16 protein-coding genes are annotated in these 17,596 nt (G+C 60.1%); 9 read left to right on the forward strand and 7 right to left on the reverse strand.

Annotation, left to right across the window (positions count from 1 at the left end; genetic code table 11):
* The first annotated feature begins 147 nt into the window (after positions 1-147).
* Positions 148-966 carry a tRNA cyclic N6-threonylcarbamoyladenosine(37) synthase TcdA gene (gene tcdA / locus AC4IHP_RS02590; RefSeq protein WP_490830812.1) on the forward strand — a complete coding sequence of 273 codons (819 nt, stop codon included), beginning with the start codon at positions 148-150 and terminating at the stop codon, positions 964-966.
* An 89-nt stretch (positions 967-1,055) separates the two neighbouring features.
* Here tcdA and AC4IHP_RS02595 read toward each other — a convergent pair whose 3' ends face one another.
* The 4 genes from AC4IHP_RS02595 to AC4IHP_RS02610 form a co-directional block, all read right to left on the reverse strand.
* The gene (locus AC4IHP_RS02595; RefSeq protein WP_490830813.1) at positions 1,056-1,460 is read right to left on the reverse strand and encodes a SufE family protein; all 405 of its coding nucleotides are present in this window, start codon (positions 1,458-1,460) and stop codon (positions 1,056-1,058) included.
* Entirely contained in the window at positions 1,457-2,662 is a 1,206-nt protein-coding gene (locus AC4IHP_RS02600; RefSeq protein ID WP_490830814.1) for an aminotransferase class V-fold PLP-dependent enzyme, read from the reverse strand. Before AC4IHP_RS02600 ends, AC4IHP_RS02595 begins: the two co-directional genes overlap by 4 nt.
* A gap of 125 nt (positions 2,663-2,787) precedes the next feature.
* Positions 2,788-3,822 carry a 2,3,4,5-tetrahydropyridine-2,6-dicarboxylate N-succinyltransferase gene (gene dapD, locus AC4IHP_RS02605; protein ID WP_460124443.1) on the reverse strand — a complete coding sequence of 345 codons (1,035 nt, stop codon included), beginning with the start codon at positions 3,820-3,822 and terminating at the stop codon, positions 2,788-2,790.
* 31 nt (positions 3,823-3,853) lie between these two features.
* Positions 3,854-4,216, reverse strand: a complete 363-nt coding sequence (locus tag AC4IHP_RS02610) for an ArsC family reductase (protein ID WP_460124446.1) — start codon at positions 4,214-4,216, stop codon at positions 3,854-3,856.
* Positions 4,217-4,500: 284 nt separating this feature from the next.
* On the opposite strand from AC4IHP_RS02610, the gene AC4IHP_RS02615 reads away from it, so the two are divergent.
* Positions 4,501-6,132 (forward strand): Na+/H+ antiporter, encoded by a 1,632-nt coding sequence (locus tag AC4IHP_RS02615; protein ID WP_490830815.1) that lies wholly within the window; start codon positions 4,501-4,503, stop codon positions 6,130-6,132.
* 46 nt (positions 6,133-6,178) lie between these two features.
* On the opposite strand, the gene dapC is transcribed toward AC4IHP_RS02615, so the two are convergent.
* The 3 genes from dapC to map all read right to left on the reverse strand — a co-directional run bounded on the left by dapC (position 6,179) and on the right by map (position 11,107).
* Positions 6,179-7,378: a succinyldiaminopimelate transaminase gene (gene dapC / locus AC4IHP_RS02620; protein ID WP_490830816.1), complete on the reverse strand. Its 1,200-nt coding sequence runs from the start codon at positions 7,376-7,378 to the stop codon at positions 6,179-6,181.
* 203 nt (positions 7,379-7,581) lie between these two features.
* A complete protein-coding gene (locus AC4IHP_RS02625) occupies positions 7,582-10,284 on the reverse strand; it encodes a [protein-PII] uridylyltransferase (RefSeq protein WP_460124455.1) in 2,703 nt (900 codons plus the stop codon).
* 40 nt (positions 10,285-10,324) lie between these two features.
* A complete protein-coding gene (gene map, locus AC4IHP_RS02630; protein ID WP_056783207.1) occupies positions 10,325-11,107 on the reverse strand; it encodes a type I methionyl aminopeptidase in 783 nt (260 codons plus the stop codon).
* Positions 11,108-11,480: 373 nt separating this feature from the next.
* On the opposite strand from map, the gene rpsB reads away from it, so the two are divergent.
* The 7 genes from rpsB to ispC all read left to right on the forward strand — a co-directional run bounded on the left by rpsB (position 11,481) and on the right by ispC (position 17,543).
* Positions 11,481-12,218: a 30S ribosomal protein S2 gene (rpsB, locus tag AC4IHP_RS02635; RefSeq protein WP_003222119.1), complete on the forward strand. Its 738-nt coding sequence runs from the start codon at positions 11,481-11,483 to the stop codon at positions 12,216-12,218.
* 191 nt (positions 12,219-12,409) lie between these two features.
* Positions 12,410-13,273, forward strand: a complete 864-nt coding sequence (gene tsf / locus AC4IHP_RS02640; protein WP_460124458.1) for a translation elongation factor Ts — start codon at positions 12,410-12,412, stop codon at positions 13,271-13,273.
* A gap of 209 nt (positions 13,274-13,482) precedes the next feature.
* Positions 13,483-14,226 (forward strand): UMP kinase, encoded by a 744-nt coding sequence (gene pyrH / locus AC4IHP_RS02645; protein WP_003222124.1) that lies wholly within the window; start codon positions 13,483-13,485, stop codon positions 14,224-14,226.
* Positions 14,223-14,780 carry a ribosome recycling factor gene (gene frr, locus AC4IHP_RS02650; RefSeq protein WP_007954771.1) on the forward strand — a complete coding sequence of 186 codons (558 nt, stop codon included), beginning with the start codon at positions 14,223-14,225 and terminating at the stop codon, positions 14,778-14,780. Before pyrH ends, frr begins: the two co-directional genes overlap by 4 nt.
* Before the next feature lie 14 nt (positions 14,781-14,794).
* Complete coding sequence (gene uppS / locus AC4IHP_RS02655) at positions 14,795-15,550, forward strand: polyprenyl diphosphate synthase (RefSeq protein WP_016771475.1); 756 nt, start codon at positions 14,795-14,797, stop codon at positions 15,548-15,550.
* Positions 15,550-16,356 (forward strand): phosphatidate cytidylyltransferase, encoded by an 807-nt coding sequence (locus AC4IHP_RS02660; protein WP_460124461.1) that lies wholly within the window; start codon positions 15,550-15,552, stop codon positions 16,354-16,356. Before uppS ends, AC4IHP_RS02660 begins: the two co-directional genes overlap by 1 nt.
* Positions 16,353-17,543, forward strand: coding sequence for a 1-deoxy-D-xylulose-5-phosphate reductoisomerase (gene ispC / locus AC4IHP_RS02665; RefSeq protein ID WP_490830817.1), 1,191 nt, complete (start codon positions 16,353-16,355; stop codon positions 17,541-17,543). The genes AC4IHP_RS02660 and ispC overlap by 4 nt, the downstream gene beginning before the upstream one ends.
* The last annotated feature ends 53 nt before the right edge of the window (positions 17,544-17,596 follow it).

The following is a 17,596-nucleotide window of genomic DNA, read 5'->3' on the forward strand; positions in this document are numbered from 1 at the left end:
CCTACACCGGCGGTTAACCAGTCGTACAACTGACGGGAAAATGCCTGACATTGGGCAGCCGTCTCTGACTTAAGTTCTTACACTTGTCGCTTGCAGCTTAAAACTTGTCGCCGCGTAGCCCTATAATGCGCGCCGGTTTTTGGGGTAATGGTCATGAGTACAGAAGATCCGCGGTTTGCAGGCATCGCCCGTTTGTATGGCATCGAGGGCCTGCAACGCTTGCGCGCCGCCCATGTGGCGATCGTCGGCGTCGGTGGCGTCGGTTCCTGGGCGGCGGAAGCCATGGCCCGTTGCGGGGTGGGCGAGATTTCGCTGTTCGACCTCGACGACGTCTGCGTCAGCAATGCCAACCGCCAGTTGCACGCCTTGGACAGCACTGTCGGCAAACCCAAGGTCGAGGTGATGGCCGAGCGTCTGCGCGGGATCAATCCTGATTGCACGGTGCACGCCGTGGCCGATTTCGTCACCCGCGATACCATGGCCGAATACATCACGCCGAACATCGACTGCGTGATCGACTGCATCGATGCGGTCAATGCCAAAGCGGCGCTGATCGCCTGGTGCAAACGCCGCAAGATCCAGATCATCACCACCGGCGGCGCGGGCGGGCAGATCGATCCGACGCTGATTCAGGTCTGCGATCTGAACCGCACCTTCAACGATCCGCTGGCTTCGAAAGTCCGTTCGACGTTGCGCCGGGACTACGGTTTTTCCCGCACCGTGACCCGTCACTACAGCGTGCCGTGTGTGTTTTCTACCGAACAGCTGCGCTACCCGAAACCGGATGGCAGCATTTGTCTGCAGAAGAGTTTTGTCGGCGACGGCGTGAAGCTCGACTGCGCCGGCGGGTTTGGCGCGGTGATGATGGTTACCGCGACATTTGGCATGGTCGCGGCGACCAAGGCTGTGGACAAGATTGTGGCGGGTGTGCGGCGCCCTTCAGACCGAGTAAAAGCTCAGGCTTGATGTTGGGGCTGCTGGCTTCTTCGCAAGCAGGCTCGCTCCCACAGGGAAACGTATTCCAATTGTGGGAGCGAGCCTGCTCGCGAAGGCGATTAGCGCGCCAACTCATTCATCCGCTGGAGCACCGCATTCAGGCCATTGCTGCGCGAAGGCGACAACTGCCGCGACAAGCCCAACTGATTGAACCACTCCGGCAAATCCACCTGCTGCAACTCCGCCACCGACAACCCGTTGACCCGCAACAGCAGCAACGCCACTAATCCCCGAATCATCCGCGCATCGCTGCTTGCCTTGAACTGCCAGTGTCCGTCGCGCAACTCACCGACCAGCCACACCTGACTCTCACAGCCATGCACCCGGTTGGCCTCGCACTTTTGCGCGTCATCCAGCGCCGGCAGACGATCACCAAACTGCATCAGCAGCCGCGCCCGCTGTTCCCAGCCCGCCGCAGTCTGAAACGTCTGCAGCGCTTCGGCCGCTTCCACCGGCAGGCTCATCGCAACATCTCCAGGGCCTGATCCAGCGCCTCGAAAAAGCGCTCCAGATCTTCCGAGTCGTTATACAGCGCCAGCGACACGCGAATCGCGCCAGCCAGTTCGAAGCTTTTCATCAGCGGCATGGCGCAGTGATGCCCCGCGCGCACGGCAATGCCTTGTTCGGTGAGCAGGTGCGCCAGATCGGCGTTGTGCACGCCTTCGACGACAAAACTGGCCAGCGCCAATTCCGGCTTGCCGAGCAGGCGAATGCCATTGCGGGCGGCGAGGCCGCGCAGCAGATAGTCGTGCAGTGCCGCTTCATGGGCAGATACGGCGTCCTGATCCAAACCGGCCAAGTAGTCCAGGGTGGCTCCGAGGCCGATGACACTGGCGATCGGCGGTGTGCCGGCCTCGAACCCCAACGGCGCCGGACGGAAGCGCGAATCCTGATAGTTGGCGTCGAGCACCATCTCGCCGCCGAACTGCCATGGCTGCAACTGCTCCAGCGCAGTATTGCGCCCGAACAGCACGCCGAGGCCATCGGGGCCGTAGAGCTTGTGGCTGGAAAACACATAGAAGTCGCAACCCAGCGCCTGCACGTCATGCCGACCATGCACCACGCCTTGGGCGCCATCGATTACAGTCAGCGCGTTCTGCGCCTTGGCCATGCCGAGCAAGGCGGTCAGTGGCTGCCAGGCACCAAGCACGTTGGATAATTGGCTGACGGCCAATAAACGTGTGCGCGGGCCGATCAGATGCACGGCAGCGGCGAGATCGATCAGGCCTTCGGCATCCAGCGGCAGGATCACCAGTTTCAGATTGCGCCGTTTTGCCAGTTGCTGCCACGGCAGCAGGTTGGCGTGATGCTCCAGAGCGCTGATGACGATCTCATCGCCCGGATTGAAAAGATGTTCAAGACCGTAGGCGAGGAGATTCAGCGCACTGGTGGCACCGTGCGTGAAGACGATCTGACCGCTGTCACCGGCATTCAGCCATTGGCCAACCTTGCGCCGACTGTCTTCGAACGCTTGCGTCGCGTGAGCGCCGGGCAAGTGTTGCGCACGGTGCACATTAGCCGCGCCGTTGGCGTAGTAATGCGTTAGTGCGTCGAGCAGGGCTTGTGGTTTTTGCGTGGTGGCGGCGCTGTCCAGATAGGTCTGGTCTTGCCGTTGCAGCGCGGCGATGGCCGGGAAATCGGCGCGCCAGGGGGAGGGGATCATCATGTGTTCAGCCCTGTGAAATTGGGCGGGGTGTACGCCAGACCTTGTGGGAGCGAGCCTGCTCGCGAAAGCGTTCTTGAGGACGCCAAAAGCTTCGCGAGCAGATCGCTCCAACAGGTCTGAAGCGCTTAGTTGTGAGCGTGCAGCGCTTCGTTCAGTTCGATCGCCGATTTGTGGGTCTTGCATTCCACCGCACCGGTTTCCGAATTGCGACGGAACAGCAGATCAGTCTGACCAGCCAGCTCGCGCGCCTTCACAACCTTGACCAGATTGTTGTGCTCGTCGAGCAGCGCAACCTTGGTGCCGGCGGTCACGTACAGACCCGACTCGACAGTGTTGCGGTCGCCCAACGGAATACCGATACCGGCGTTGGCGCCGATCAGGCAGCCTTCGCCGACCTTGATCACGATGTTGCCGCCGCCCGACAGAGTGCCCATGGTCGAGCAACCGCCGCCCAGGTCCGAACCCTTGCCGACGAAGACGCCAGCGGAAACGCGGCCTTCGATCATGCCCGGGCCCTCGGTACCGGCGTTGAAGTTGATGAAACCTTCGTGCATGACGGTGGTGCCTTCGCCAACATAGGCACCCAGACGCAGACGAGCGGCATCAGCGATACGCACGCCGGCCGGTACGACGTAGTCGGTCATTTTCGGGAACTTGTCCACCGAGAACACTTCCAGCAGCTCGCCGCGCAGACGCGCTTCGAGTTGCATTTCCGCCAGTTCACTGAGGTCGATCGCGCCCTGGCTGGTCCACGCTACGTTCGGCAGCAGCGGGAAAATGCCGGCCAGGCTCACGCCGTGCGGTTTGACCAGACGGTGCGACAACAGATGCAGCTTGAGGTACGCCTCAGGTGTCGAGGTCAGTTGTGCATCTTCTGCCAGCAAAGTGGCGACCAGCGGCTTGTGGCTTTCGGCCAGGCGGGTCAGCAGCTTGCCTTGCACAGCGTCAATGCCTTTCACGGCTTCAGCCAGTTGCGCTGCCTGGGCGGTGGTGAAGGTGATGGCCTGGTTGCCTTCGCTGTAACCGAGGATCGGCGCGACGGCTGCGACCAGTTCAGCCGAAGGATTGAGCAGTGGCTGTGCGTAGAACACTTCCAGCCATGCGCCTTGACGGTTCTGGGTGCCGACACCAAAGGCGATGCTGAACAGGGAATGGGACATGTGAATACCTCTACAAAGAGTGACGGGCTGCTTACTTCAGAGCGGCCGCGTAGATATCTGGCTTGAAGCCAATCAGGGTTCGGTCACCGAGATCGAGCACCGGGCGCTTGATCATCGAGGGTTGTGCGAGCATCAGATCGATAGCTTTCGACTGGTCGAGATCGGCTTTGCGTTCGTCGTCGAGCTTGCGAAAGGTCGTGCCGGCGCGGTTCAACACGGTTTGCCAGCCGTGCTCGTCGCACCATTGGGTCAGGTGCTCACGGTCAATGCCGGCAGTCTTGTAATCGTGAAAGTCATAGCTGACAGCGTGTTCATCGAGCCAGGTGCGCGCCTTTTTCATGGTGTCGCAGGCTTTGATGCCGAAAAGGTGCAACGTTTTACTTGAAACGGCCAAGGAATCGCCCCCTTTACAGGTGCTGGAAAAAAATGGTGACGGATTATGCCATGACCGGACGGTTTCGCGGCGCCTCAGGTCGATTTGGCAATGCAAAACCCCTGTAGGAGCTGACGAGTGAAACGAGGCTGCGATCTTTTGATCTTGTTTTCAAAGATCAAAAGATCGCAGCGTTCCGCAGCTCCTACAAAAGCGAGGGCTGCGACATAGGTGCAACGGTCAGCCACAGCCTAAGGCGCTAATATGGCAGTTCAACGCTGTCGATCGCCTGAGATTTTGGTTTTATGCAAACTGCTTACACCGTCCTCATCCTGCTGATGCTGGTCAGCGTCTCGCGCCTGGTCGGGCGGGTCATCCCGCTGCCGTTGCCGCTGGTGCAAATCGCCGCCGGTGCCTTGCTCGCCTGGCCGACGTTGGGCCTGCACGTCGCCCTCGATCCCGAGTTGTTCCTGTTTCTGTTCTTGCCGCCACTGCTGTTTTCCGATGGCTGGCGCATGCCCAAACGCGCCTTCTGGCAATTGCGCGGACCGATCCTGACCCTGGCCGTTGGCCTTGTTCTGTTCACCGTGGTCGGTGCCGGTTATTTCATTCATTGGCTGTTGCCGACGATTCCGTTGCCGGTGGCCTTTGCCCTGGCAGCGGTTTTGTCGCCGACCGACGCCGTCGCAGTTTCAGCGATTTCGCAGAACCGCTTGCCGACGCCGCTGATGCACATGCTGCAAGGCGAGGCGCTGATGAACGACGCCTCGGGCCTGGTGACTTTCAAGTTCGCCCTCGCTGCGGCGGTCACGGGCGTGTTCTCGCTGACCAATGCCAGCCTGACATTCGTCGCGGTGGCGCTGGGAGGTCTGGCGGTCGGCGTAGCGTTGAGCTGGCTGGTCGGGCGCCTGCGCGCGTGGATGATCGCCCGGGGCTGGGACGATCCGGCCACTCATGTGGTGTTCATGTTGCTCCTGCCGTTCGCTGCGTATGTATTGGCCGAACGTTTGGGTGCTTCAGGGATTCTGTCGGCGGTAGCGGCGGGGATGATGCAGAGCTGGCTCGATCTGTTGCCACGCCAGACCAGCACGCGCTTGCTCAATCGCAGTGTCTGGGCGCTGCTCGAATTTGCGTTCAATGGCTTGATCTTCCTGCTGCTCGGCCTGCAATTGCCAGACATCATCAAAGCCGTGGTCAGCCACGAACCAACCTTGTGGCCGACGCTGTTCTATCGCTGTCTCGATGTGTTGGCGATCTTTGTGGCACTGGTGCTGCTGCGGTTCATCTGGGTGCAAAGCATCTGGCGCCTGTCGGTGTTGTTTCGCCGATGGCGCGGCAAGGGCGAGCTCACGCAAGTGCCGACGGCGCGTTCATGCTGGTTGCTGACGGTGGGCGGTGTGCGCGGGGCGGTCACGCTGGCGGGTGTGATGTCGGTGCCGATGCTGATCGGCGCCGATGCGTTTCCCGAGCGTGATTTGCTGATTTTCATTGCCGCCGGAGTGATTCTGCTGTCGCTGGTCTCGGCTTGTATCGCGCTGCCCTTGCTGCTGCGCGGCATCGACAAAAGTCCCGACGACAAGCGTCGTCAGGAAGTGCGCGATGCCTGGCGCAAGACTGCCGAAGCAGCGATCCATTCGCTGGAGACCGAAGAAGTCGTGCCGCAGGATGCTGCGCAAGCGGCGCTGGCGGCGGAGCTCAAGGCGCGGATCATGTCCGAATATCGCCATCAACTCGACGTTTTCAACGATTCTGCCGAAGCCCAGGCGCTGGCATTCCAGATGGACCTGCTTGAACGGCGACTGCGGTTGAAAGCGCTGCGCGCGCAACGCCTGGAACTGTACAGCCTCAGTCGTCAGCACCAGATTGGTGATGATGTGTTGCGAGAAGTGCTCGGGGAACTGGATTTGAGCGAGGCCAAGCTGGGACAGGTCAAATAACCGCTTGAGCGCTTGCAGCAGGAGTTCTGCCGCAAGCGCTCCGGGCTCACTTCTGGCGGGTGATGAAATCACGAATCCGTTCGGCGGCTTCGACGCATTCTGCCAGCGGCGCAACCAGCGCCATGCGCACCCGGCCTGCCCCCGGATTGACACCATCGACATCGCGAGACAGGTACGAGCCCGGCACCACGGTCACATGCTCCTGTTCGAACAGATCACGGCAAAACGCCGCGTCATCGCCTTTTACGTTCGGCCACAGATAGAAGCTGCCATCCGGGCGCTGCACGTCCAGCACCGGGCTGAGAATGTTCAGCACTGCATCAAACTTCTCGCGATACAGCGCACGGTTGGCGCGCACGTGCACTTCGTCATTCCACGCAGCGACGCTGGCCATTTGAGTCTGCACCGGCATCGCGCAGCCGTGGTAAGTGCGGTAGAGCAGGAAGCCTTTGAGGATGTCGGCATCGCCGGCAACGAAGCCCGAACGCAAGCCCGGCAGGTTGGAGCGCTTGGACAGACTGTGGAACACCACGCAGCGCTTGAAGTCATTCCGGCCGAGTTCGACGCAAGCACTCAGCAGGCCGGGCGGCGGGGTCTGTTCGTCGAAGTACAGTTCGCTGTAGCACTCGTCGGCGGCGATCACGAAGTCGTACTGGTCCGCGAGGGCGATCAGTTTCTTCAGGGTCTCGACCGGAATCAGCGCGCCGGTCGGATTGCCCGGCGAGCACAGGAACAGAATCTGGCAGCGCTGCCAGATCTGCGGCGCTACCGCGTCGAAGTCCGGATTGAAGCCGTTTGCATCGAGGCACGGCAGGTAATGCGGCTTGGCCCCGGCGAGGAACGCCGCACCTTCGTAAATCTGATAGAACGGGTTGGGGCTGACCACCAGCGCATCATCGCCACGATTGACCACGGTCTGGGTGAAGGCGAACAGCGCTTCACGGGTGCCGTTGACCGGCAGCACGTTGCGCGTCGGATCGATCCAGCCGTTCGGCACACCGAAGCGCCGCTCGCACCAGCCGGCGATGGCTTCGCGCAGGGCCGGAATGCCGAGGGTGGTCGGGTATACCGCCATCTGATCCAGATTGTTCGCCAACGCTTCGGCGACAAAGCTCGGTGAACGGTGTTTCGGCTCGCCAATCGACAGCGCGATCGGGCGTTTGTCCGGGTTAGGCGTAACGCTGCCGAGCAGGGCGCGGAGCTTTTCGAACGGGTACGGCTGGAGCTGGTTCAGAGCGTTGTTCATGGGGGCCTCGGTCGATGTCGGAGGGCCCGGCGCAATATCAGCCTGGAACGAGCTCTGTGAGAGCGAGCCTGCTCGCGAAGAGGGTGGCTCATTCAACATTGGTGTGTGCCGAATGACCGCTTCGCGAGCAGGCTCGCTCCCACAGGATTTCATTGTCAGGCTGTCATTGGCGCTGGTCGGTCCGACAGGGAAAATTCATTGATTCAGATACTGATCCGCGAAAGCTTGATATCCGGTTCCTGATTGACGCTCAGCTGTTCGACGATCGCGTCCTGCAAGCGGCTGCACAGCAGCGGATCGGACAGCGGCTGGTTGTGTGCGTCGGTAATGAAGAACACGTCTTCCACGCGCTCGCCCAGGGTCGCAATCTTGGCGTTCTGCAGCGACAGGTCGAACTCGAGGAAAATCCCTCCGACCCGCGCCAGCAGGCCCGGCCGGTCAGGCGCGGTCAGTTCCAGCACGGTCACCGGACGCTGGGCGTCGTTGTGAATGGTGACCTGCGGGGCAAAGGCAAAATGCTTGAGCTGACGCGGCACCCGGCGCTGAATGATCGTCGGGTAGTCGTCCGGGTTGCGCAGGGCTTCGGTCAGGCCTTCGCGGATCTGCTTGATCCGCGTCGGGTTGTCGCCGATCGACTCGCCTTCGTTGTCGAGCACGATGTAGGTGTCGAGGGTGAACTGGCTGCTCGAGGTGATGACCCGGGCGTCGTGAATGTTCAGGTTGAGCTGGTCCATCGCTGCCACGGTCACGGCGAAGAAATCGTGCTGGTCCGGTGCATAAATGAAGATCTGCGTGCCGCCCTCGAACTCGCGTTGGGTGGTTTCCTTGATCAGCACCAACGGCCCGCCATCGACCGGTTGCTGCAGGATCGCATCGCTGTGCCAGGCTACATCGCCGGCGGTGTGGCGCAGGAAATAGTCATCGCCCAATTGCGCCCACAGTTGCTCGACGTCGTCCGGGTCGGTGCCGCCGCGCACCAGGATGTCCAGCGCCGCACTTTGCGTCTGGCGAATCTGTTCTTCGCGGTCCACCGGATTTTCCAGGCCCCGGCGCAGGGCCCGTTTGGTTTCGGTGTAGAGCTGGCGCAACAGGCTGGCGCGCCATGAATTCCACAGCGTCGGGTTGGTCGCGTTGATATCGGCCACGGTCAGCACATAGAGGTAGTCGAGGCGCGTTTCATCGCCGACCGCCTGAGCAAAGTCGTGGATCACCTGTGGGTCGGACAGATCCTTGCGCTGCGCAGTGGTGGACATCACCAGATGGTTCTGCACCAGCCAGACGATCAGGCGGCTGTCCCACACCGGCAACTGATGGCGCTGGCAGAACGCCTCGGCATCGACCGCGCCGATCTCCGAGTGATCGCCGTGCCGGCCCTTGCCGATGTCGTGGTACAGGCCTGCCATGTAGATCAGCTCAGGCTTGGGCAGCTTGGCCATGAGCTTGGCCGCCAGCGGAAATTTCTCCGAAACCTGGGTGTACTGCAGTTTGCGCAGGTGCTTGATCAGATTCAGCGTGTGCGCATCGACCGTATAGATGTGGAACAGGTCGTGCTGCATCTGCCCGACGATAAAGCCGAACTCCGGCAGATAGCGCCCGAGAATGCCGTAGCGGTTCATCCGCCGCAGATTGCGGTGGATGCCGATCTTGCACTTGAACAATTCGATGAACAGGCTGGTGTTGCGAATATCGTTGCGGAAGTTGTCGTCGATCAGGTGCCGGTGCTCGCGCAGCAGACGAATGGTGTCGGCGCGCACGCCTTTGATTTCCGGCTGCTGGGCCATCAGCACGAAAATTTCCAGCATGGCGAACGGCGTGCGGCGGAACACATTGTCATTGCGCGCTTCGATGTAGCCGTCATGCAGCTGGAAGCGTGAATTGATCGGTTGCGGCGGCGCTTCGTCTTCCGGGGCGAGGATGACTTCCTCGAAGTGCTGGATGATCAGATCGCTCAACTGGGCAATGCTCATCACCGTGCGGAAATACTGCTGCATGAAGTTTTCGACCGCCTGTTTGGCGTCGTCTCCTTCAAAACCGAGCAGGCCGGCAATGGTGCGCTGATGATCGAACAGCAAGCGGTCTTCGGAGCGGCCGGCGAGCATGTGCAGGGCGTAGCGCACTTTCCAGAGGAATTCCTGGGAGGAGGCGAGCAGGGCGTTTTCGCTTTCGACCAGAAACCCTTCGCCGGCGAGGGCGCGCAGGTTCAGGGTGCCGTACTGCCGGCGGGCCACCCACAAAATGGTCTGAATGTCGCGCAGGCCGCCGGGCGAGCCTTTGACGTTGGGTTCGAGGTTGTACTCGGTGTCGTTGTATTTGTGGTGGCGAGCCTTCTGTTCGGCACGCTTGGCGAGGAAGAATTCCTTGGCTGGCCACATGTGCGAGGTGCTGGTCACTTCGATCATGCGCTGGCGCAGACGCTCGGGGCCGCAGATGGTGCGGCTTTCCATCAGGTTGGTGACCACCGTCAGGTCGGCGCGGGCCTCTTCTGCGCATTCGTCGACCGAGCGCACGCTCTGGCCGACTTCCAGACCGATGTCCCACAGCAGCGTCAGAAAGCGCTCGATGGAATCGCGGAAAACTTCGTGGTCGGCACTGTCGAGCAGAATCAGCAGATCAATGTCGGAATACGGGTGCAACTCGCCGCGACCGTAGCCGCCCACTGCCACCAGAGCGATATCGGCGTCTTCGCTCCAGTTGAACTGCTCCCAGGCCTTTTGCAGGATGTTGTCGACAAACCAGGCGCGGTCCTCGATCAGGCGGCGGATATCGCGGCCATTGCGAAAACGTGTGTCGAGGACCTCCCGGGCCTGGCGGATCGCCTTCTTGAACGCCGCGATGGGACTCGCTTTGAGGGCCAGTTCAGCCTGGAACTGACCGCGGTCGAAGAGTTCGGGATCCACCTGCGGCATCGATTGGCTTTCCTTCTATAGGCTGGGAACGTTCTGGGTGTCAGGCCGAGATGCGCGCGATGGTGTCATCGCTGCGCAAGGTGAAGATCTCGTAGCCGGTGTCGGTGACCAGCAGGGTGTGTTCCCACTGGGCCGAGAGCTTGCGGTCCTTGGTGATCGCGGTCCAGCCGTCGCCCAGCACCTTGGTGTCGGCCTTGCCCTGGTTGATCATCGGTTCGATGGTGAAGGTCATGCCAGCCTTCAGTTCCATGCCGGTGCCGGCGCGACCGTAGTGAAGGATCTGCGGTTCTTCGTGGAAGACCTTGCCGATACCGTGGCCGCAGAACTCGCGCACGACCGAGAATCCGTTCTTTTCCGCGTGCTTCTGGATCACTTCACCGATGTCGCCAAGGCGGCAGCCGGGTTTGACGATCTCGATCGCCTTGTACATGCATTCCTGGGTGACTTGCGACAGGCGCTCGGCCCAGACCGGCACTTCGCCGACGTGAAACATGCGGCTGGTGTCGCCGTGGTAGCCGTCCTTGATCACCGTGACGTCGATGTTCAGGGTGTCGCCATTCTTCAGTGGTTTGTCGTTCGGGATGCCGTGGCAGACCACATGGTTGATCGATGTGCAGATCGACTTCGGGTAGCCCTTGTAGTTGAGCGGGGCGGGGATGGCCTGCTGCACATTGACGATGTAGTCGTGGCAGATCTGGTTGAGCTGATCGGTGGTCACGCCCGGTTTGACATGTTCGGCAATCATTTCCAGCACATCGGCGGCCAGTTTGCCGGCGACACGCATGCCAGCGATGTCCTCGGGGGTTTTGAGGTTGACGGTCATACAGGCTCTCTCTGCGCTCGGCGGCGCTTACGGATACGAATTGGGTGGCAAGCGTACATTTTGCGACCCTGAAAAACGCGATTCTACCAGACGGGAGGCGCAAATCCGCGTCTGCATGTCTGGCTTGTGCCTATACAATGGTGCCCATCGAGCCGATTCCAAGGGGGCTGCGCCCATGTCACTGGTGCGAATACAGATTCCGGGTTCCGTTTCTGCGCACCCTGTGGTATAAAATGCGCCGCTTTCCGGGTATGCCCCGAAAAGCTTAAATCCACACACGTGTCGACACGATGACCTGGGTGCCTTGGGCTTTATGCCTCTGGTTGGTCATTGGGATACGTGGAGGCCAAACCCGACTTATCAAGGAACTATCATGTCCCAAGTCAACATGCGCGATATGCTGAAGGCCGGTGTGCACTTCGGTCACCAAACCCGTTACTGGAATCCGAAAATGGGTAAGTACATTTTCGGCGCGCGTAACAAGATTCACATCATCAACCTTGAAAAAACCCTGCCAATGTTCAACGAAGCTCTGACTTTCGTAGAGCGTCTGGCCCAGGGCAAAAACAAGATTCTGTTCGTCGGCACCAAGCGTTCCGCTGGCAAGATCGTTGCTGAAGAAGCAGCACGTTGCGGTTCGCCGTACGTCGATCACCGCTGGTTGGGCGGCATGCTGACCAACTTCAAGACCATTCGTGCTTCCATCAAGCGTCTGCGTGACCTTGAAGTTCAAGCCGAAGACGGTACTTTCGCCAAGCTGACCAAGAAAGAAGCGCTGATGCGCTCCCGTGATCTTGAGAAGCTGGATCGTTCGCTGGGCGGCATCAAGGACATGGGTGGTCTGCCAGACGCACTGTTCGTGATCGACGTTGACCACGAGCGCATCGCGATCACCGAAGCCAACAAGCTGGGCATCCCGGTCATCGGCGTTGTCGATACCAACAGCAGCCCGGAAGGCGTTGACTACATCATCCCAGGCAACGATGACGCCATCCGCGCTATCCAGCTGTACATGGGTTCGATGGCTGACGCAGTTATCCGCGGTCGCAACAATGTTGCTGGCGGTACTGTTGAATTCGCAGCTGAAGAAACTCAGGCTGCAGCTGAGTAATCGACGCCCCTGGCGTTGACTCAGTAAGCAAAAAGGGGGCTTGGCCCCCTTTTTGCCACCTCGAAAACCATTTGTCGGCGCCCACGTCTGTATTTGTCATGTGCGGCAGCCAACATGGGTGGTTCGGGAAGAATTGAACGCCCGTTCGATCGGGTGGAATGGTTGAAAACCTATCCAAGAGGAATTTGAAAATGGCAGCAATTACTGCAGCGTTGGTCAAAGAACTGCGCGAGCGTACCGGCGAAGGCATGATGGATTGCAAGAAAGCCCTGGAAAAGGCTGACGGCGACATCGAAAAAGCCATTGATGACATGCGTGCTTCGGGCGCGATCAAGGCTGCGAAAAAAGCCGGCAACGTTGCCGCTGAAGGCGCAATCGCCATCAAATCGAATGACAAGGCAGCCGTGCTGCTGGAAGTCAACTCGCAGACCGACTTCCTGGCCCTGCAAGACGACTTCAAGAACTTCGTTGCTGCCAGCGTAGAAAAAGCTTTCGACGACAAACTGACCGACGCAGCTCCGCTGATCGCCGCTCAGGAATCGGCTCGTGAAGCTCTGGTTGCCAAAGTCGGCGAGAACGTCAACATCCGTCGTCTGGTACGCGTAGAAGGTGACGTTGTCGGCACTTACCTGCACGGTAACAAGATCGGTGTTGCTGTTGTCCTGAAAGGCGGTGACGTCGAGCTGGCCAAAGACATCGCTATGCACGTTGCTGCAAGCAACCCTGAGTTCCTGCTGCCTTCGCAAGTCTCCGACGAAGCGATCGAGCGTGAGAAAGCTGTGTTCCTGCAGCTGAACGAAGAAAAGATCAAAGGCAAGCCAGAAAACATTGTTGAGAACATGGTCAAGGGCCGTATCAGCAAGTTCCTGGCAGAAGCGAGCCTGGTCGAGCAGGCGTTCGTCAAGAACCCTGAAGTCAAGGTTGGCGAGCTGGCCAAGAAAGCCGGCGCAGAAATCGTTTCCTTCACTTACTTCAAAGTAGGCGAAGGCATCGAGAAGCCGGTCGACAACTTCGCTGAAGAAGTTGCTGCCCAGCTGGCTGCCGCCAAGCAATAAGACGGTTTTTCAACTGTCGCCCGAAAGAGGCTGCCCGCTCACGCGCGCAGCCTCTTTTCAGATGGGGTGCCAATTTTTTATTTGGTTTCCACCCGGAACTGACTTACAAAGCCATGTTCCGATGGCGCTGCAGCAGCGCCAAGCTAGAGTGAACGCCAGCTGTAAACAGCTCGCAAAGAATTTTAAATACGCCGCAGGAGAGATTCGCAATGGCTCAGCAGGGCAGTGGTTATCAGGCTCGCTATAAACGCATTCTACTCAAGCTTAGCGGCGAGGCCCTGATGGGCTCGGAAGAGTTCGGGATCGATCCTAAGGTGCTGGATCGCATGGCGCTGGAAGTCGGCCAACTGGTCGGCATTGGCGTGCAGGTCGGTCTGGTGATCGGTGGTGGCAACCTGTTCCGTGGCGAAGCCCTGAGCAAAGCCGGTATGGATCGGGTAACAGGCGACCACATGGGCATGCTGGCCACTGTGATGAACGCCCTGGCCATGCGCGATGCGCTGGAACGTGCCAATATCTCGGCTATCGTCATGTCGGCCATTTCCATGGTCGGTGTGACCGATCACTACGATCGCCGCAAAGCCATGCGCCACCTGAACTCCAAAGACGTCGTGATCTTCGCGGCCGGTACCGGCAATCCGTTCTTCACCACGGATTCGGCAGCCTGCCTGCGTGCAATCGAAATCGACGCCGACGTTGTGCTCAAGGCCACCAAGGTTGATGGCGTGTACACCGCAGACCCGTTCAAAGACCCGCATGCCGAGAAGTTCGATCATCTGACTTATGATGAAGTGCTGGATCGCAAGCTGGGCGTAATGGATCTGACTGCTATCTGCCTGTGCCGCGATCACAAGATGCCGCTGCGCGTATTCAACATGAACAAGCCCGGCGCCCTGCTGAACATTGTGCACGGCGGCGCTGAAGGGACTTTGATCGAGGAAGGCCAACAATGATCAACGAAATCAAGAAAGACGCCCAAGCGCGTATGCAGAAATCCCTGGAATCTCTGAACCACGCGTTCGGCCAGATTCGTACCGGCAAGGCTCACCCGAGCATCCTCGGCAGCGTCATGGTGCCTTACTACGGCACTGACACTCCGCTGAGCGGCGTTGCCAACGTCACCGTGAAAGATTCGCGCACCCTGCAGGTCGTGGCCTTCGAGCGCAACATGCTCGCTGCCGTCGACAAGGCGATCCAGAGCGCCGGGCTGAACCTCAACCCGACCAACCTGGGCGAGTTGCTGCTGATCCCGATGCCGGCCCTCACCGAGGAAACGCGCAAAGGTTTCACCAAACAGGCGCGCAGCGCAGCGGAAGACGCGCGCGTTGCTGTGCGCAACATCCGTCGTGATGCCTTGGGCGAGCTGAAGAAACTGGTCAAGGACAAGGAAATCAGTGAAGACGAAGAACGTCGTGCCATCGCTGATATCGACAAGCTGACCAAGGAATCCGAGGCCCAGATCACCAAGGCCACGGACGAGAAAGAAAAAGACCTGATGGCCGTATAAGGGTCGAGCTTTAAATGGACAAGACCAAGCAGACTGCGCCGTCCGCGGTGCCGCGCCATGTCGCGATCATCATGGATGGCAATAATCGCTGGGCGAAAAAACGCTTTATGCCGGGTGTCGCCGGGCATAAAGCGGGCGTGGATGCTGTGCGGGCGGTGATCGAGGTGTGCGCTGAGGCCAAGGTCGAAGTCCTGACCCTGTTCGCCTTCTCCAGTGAAAACTGGCAGCGCCCGGCCGATGAAGTCAGCGCCTTGATGGACCTGTTCTTCAAGGCGCTGCGTCGTGAGGCCAAGCGCCTTAACGACAACAACATCAGCCTGCGCATCATTGGTGATCGCTCGCGTTTCCACCCTGAGCTTCAGGCGGCAATGCGCGAAGCCGAGGCCATGACCGTCGGTGCCAACCGCTTTGTTCTGCAGATTGCTGCCAATTACGGCGGCCAGTGGGACATCGCGCAGGCCGCGCAGCGTCTAGCACGTGAAGTCCAGGCCGGGCACTTGCGCCCGGAAGACATCACTCCGGATCTGCTGCAGACCTGCCTGGCTACCGGCGATCTGCCGTTGCCTGACCTTTGCATCCGTACCGGTGGCGAGCACCGCATCAGCAACTTCCTGCTGTGGCAGCTGGCCTACGCCGAGTTGTACTTCTCCGACCTGTTCTGGCCGGACTTCAAACACGACGCCATGCGCACCGCGCTGGCCGATTTCGCTTCGCGCCAGCGTCGCTTCGGTAAAACGAGCGAACAGGTCGAAGCTGGAGCCCGGGTTTAATGCTTAAACAACGAATCATCACTGCACTGATCCTGCTGCCGATTGCCTTGTGCGGGTTTTTCCTGCTCAAAGGTGCCGGCTTCGCGCTGTTCATCGGTCTGGTAGTCAGCCTCGGTGCCTGGGAATGGGCGCGTCTGGCGGGCTTTACCGCGCAGTCGTTCCGCGTCGGTTTTGCTGCCGTGGTCGCTCTGATGCTGTTCGTCATGTATGTGCTGCCGGGGCTTGCTCCCTGGGTGCTCGGTGCATCGGTGATCTGGTGGGCGGTTGCTACGTATCTGGTGCTGACGTATCCACGCTCCAGCGCGCATTGGTCCACGGCGGCGACCAAGCTGCTGATCGGCCTGCTGATCCTGCTGCCTGCGTGGCAGGGCCTGGTGCAGATCAAGCAATATCCGTTGGGCAACTGGTTGATCATGGCCGTGATGGTGCTGGTCTGGGGCGCGGACATCGGTGCTTACTTCTCCGGGCGCAAGTTCGGCAAGCGCAAGCTCGCGCCGCACGTCAGCCCGGGCAAAAGCTGGGAAGGCGTCTACGGTGGTCTGGCGCTGAGTCTGGTGATTACTGCGATTGTCGGGCTGGTGCGCGACTGGACCGTGGCCGAGCTGCTCAAAGGCTTGATCGGCGCTGCGGTGATTGTCTTCATTTCCGTGGTCGGTGACCTCACCGAGAGCATGTTCAAGCGTCAATCCGGCATCAAGGACAGCAGTAATCTGCTGCCCGGTCATGGCGGCGTGCTGGATCGCATCGACAGTCTGACCGCAGCCATTCCGGTGTTCGCCGTATTGCTCTGGATGGCTGCGCCGTGAGTCGTCCCCAGCAGATTACCGTGTTGGGTGCGACCGGTTCGATCGGTCTGAGCACTCTGGATGTGATTGCCCGTCATCCAGAGCGTTATCAGGTTTTTGCATTGAGTGGTTTCACCCGTCTTGGCGAATTGCTCGCGCTGTGCGTTCGTCATGTGCCGCAGTTTGCGGTGGTGCCCGAAGGCCCCGCCGCGCGTGGGTTGCAGGATGACTTGCGTGCAGCCGGCTTGCCGACTCGCGTCCTGGTGGGCGAGGAGGGCCTTTGTCAGGTTGCCTCCGCGCCTGAAGTCGACGCGGTCATGGCGGCCATTGTCGGTGCGGCGGGTTTGCGTCCGACGCTGGCTGCGGTGGAGGCGGGCAAGAAAATTCTGCTGGCCAACAAAGAAGCGCTGGTGATGTCCGGCGCTCTGTTCATGCAGGCCGTGCGCAAGAGCGGTTCGGTACTGCTGCCGATCGACAGTGAGCACAACGCGATTTTTCAGTGCATGCCCGCGGATTTCGCGCGCGGCTTGAGCTCGGTGGGTGTGCGGCGGATATTGCTCACAGCCTCTGGCGGTCCTTTCCGGCAGACGCCGATGGCCGAGCTGGCAGATGTTTCGCCTGAACAGGCTTGCGCGCATCCGAACTGGTCCATGGGGCGCAAGATATCCGTAGATTCGGCGAGCATGATGAACAAGGGCCTTGAGTTGATCGAAGCCTGCTGGTTGTTCGATGCCAAACCGGCTCAGGTCGAAGTGGTGATTCATCCGCAAAGCGTGATCCACTCCCTGGTCGATTATGTCGATGGCTCGGTGCTGGCGCAGTTGGGTAACCCGGACATGCGCACACCGATCGCCAACGCCCTGGCCTGGCCTGAGCGGATCGATTCCGGCGTTCCGCCACTGGATCTGTTCGCCATCGCGCGACTGGATTTCGAGGCGCCCGATGAAAGCCGCTTCCCCTGCCTCCGTTTGGCTCGGCAGGCGGCCGAAGCTGGTGACAGCGCGCCGGCGATGCTCAACGCAGCCAACGAAGTGGCCGTGGCGGCGTTTCTCGACGGACGGGTTCGCTACCTGGAAATCGCGAGTATCATCGAGGAAGTTTTGAATCTGGAGCCGGTGGTGGCGCTGAGCGACCTCGATGCCGTGTTTACGGCGGATGCCAAAGCGCGAGTGCTGGCTGAGCAGTGGTTGAGTCGGCACGGCCGATAGTTTTTTGTAACGCAACGGCGACACGCGACACTGAACAGGATTGCGGAGAAAGT

This window comes from Pseudomonas sp. UF-293, from assembly GCF_058245595.1.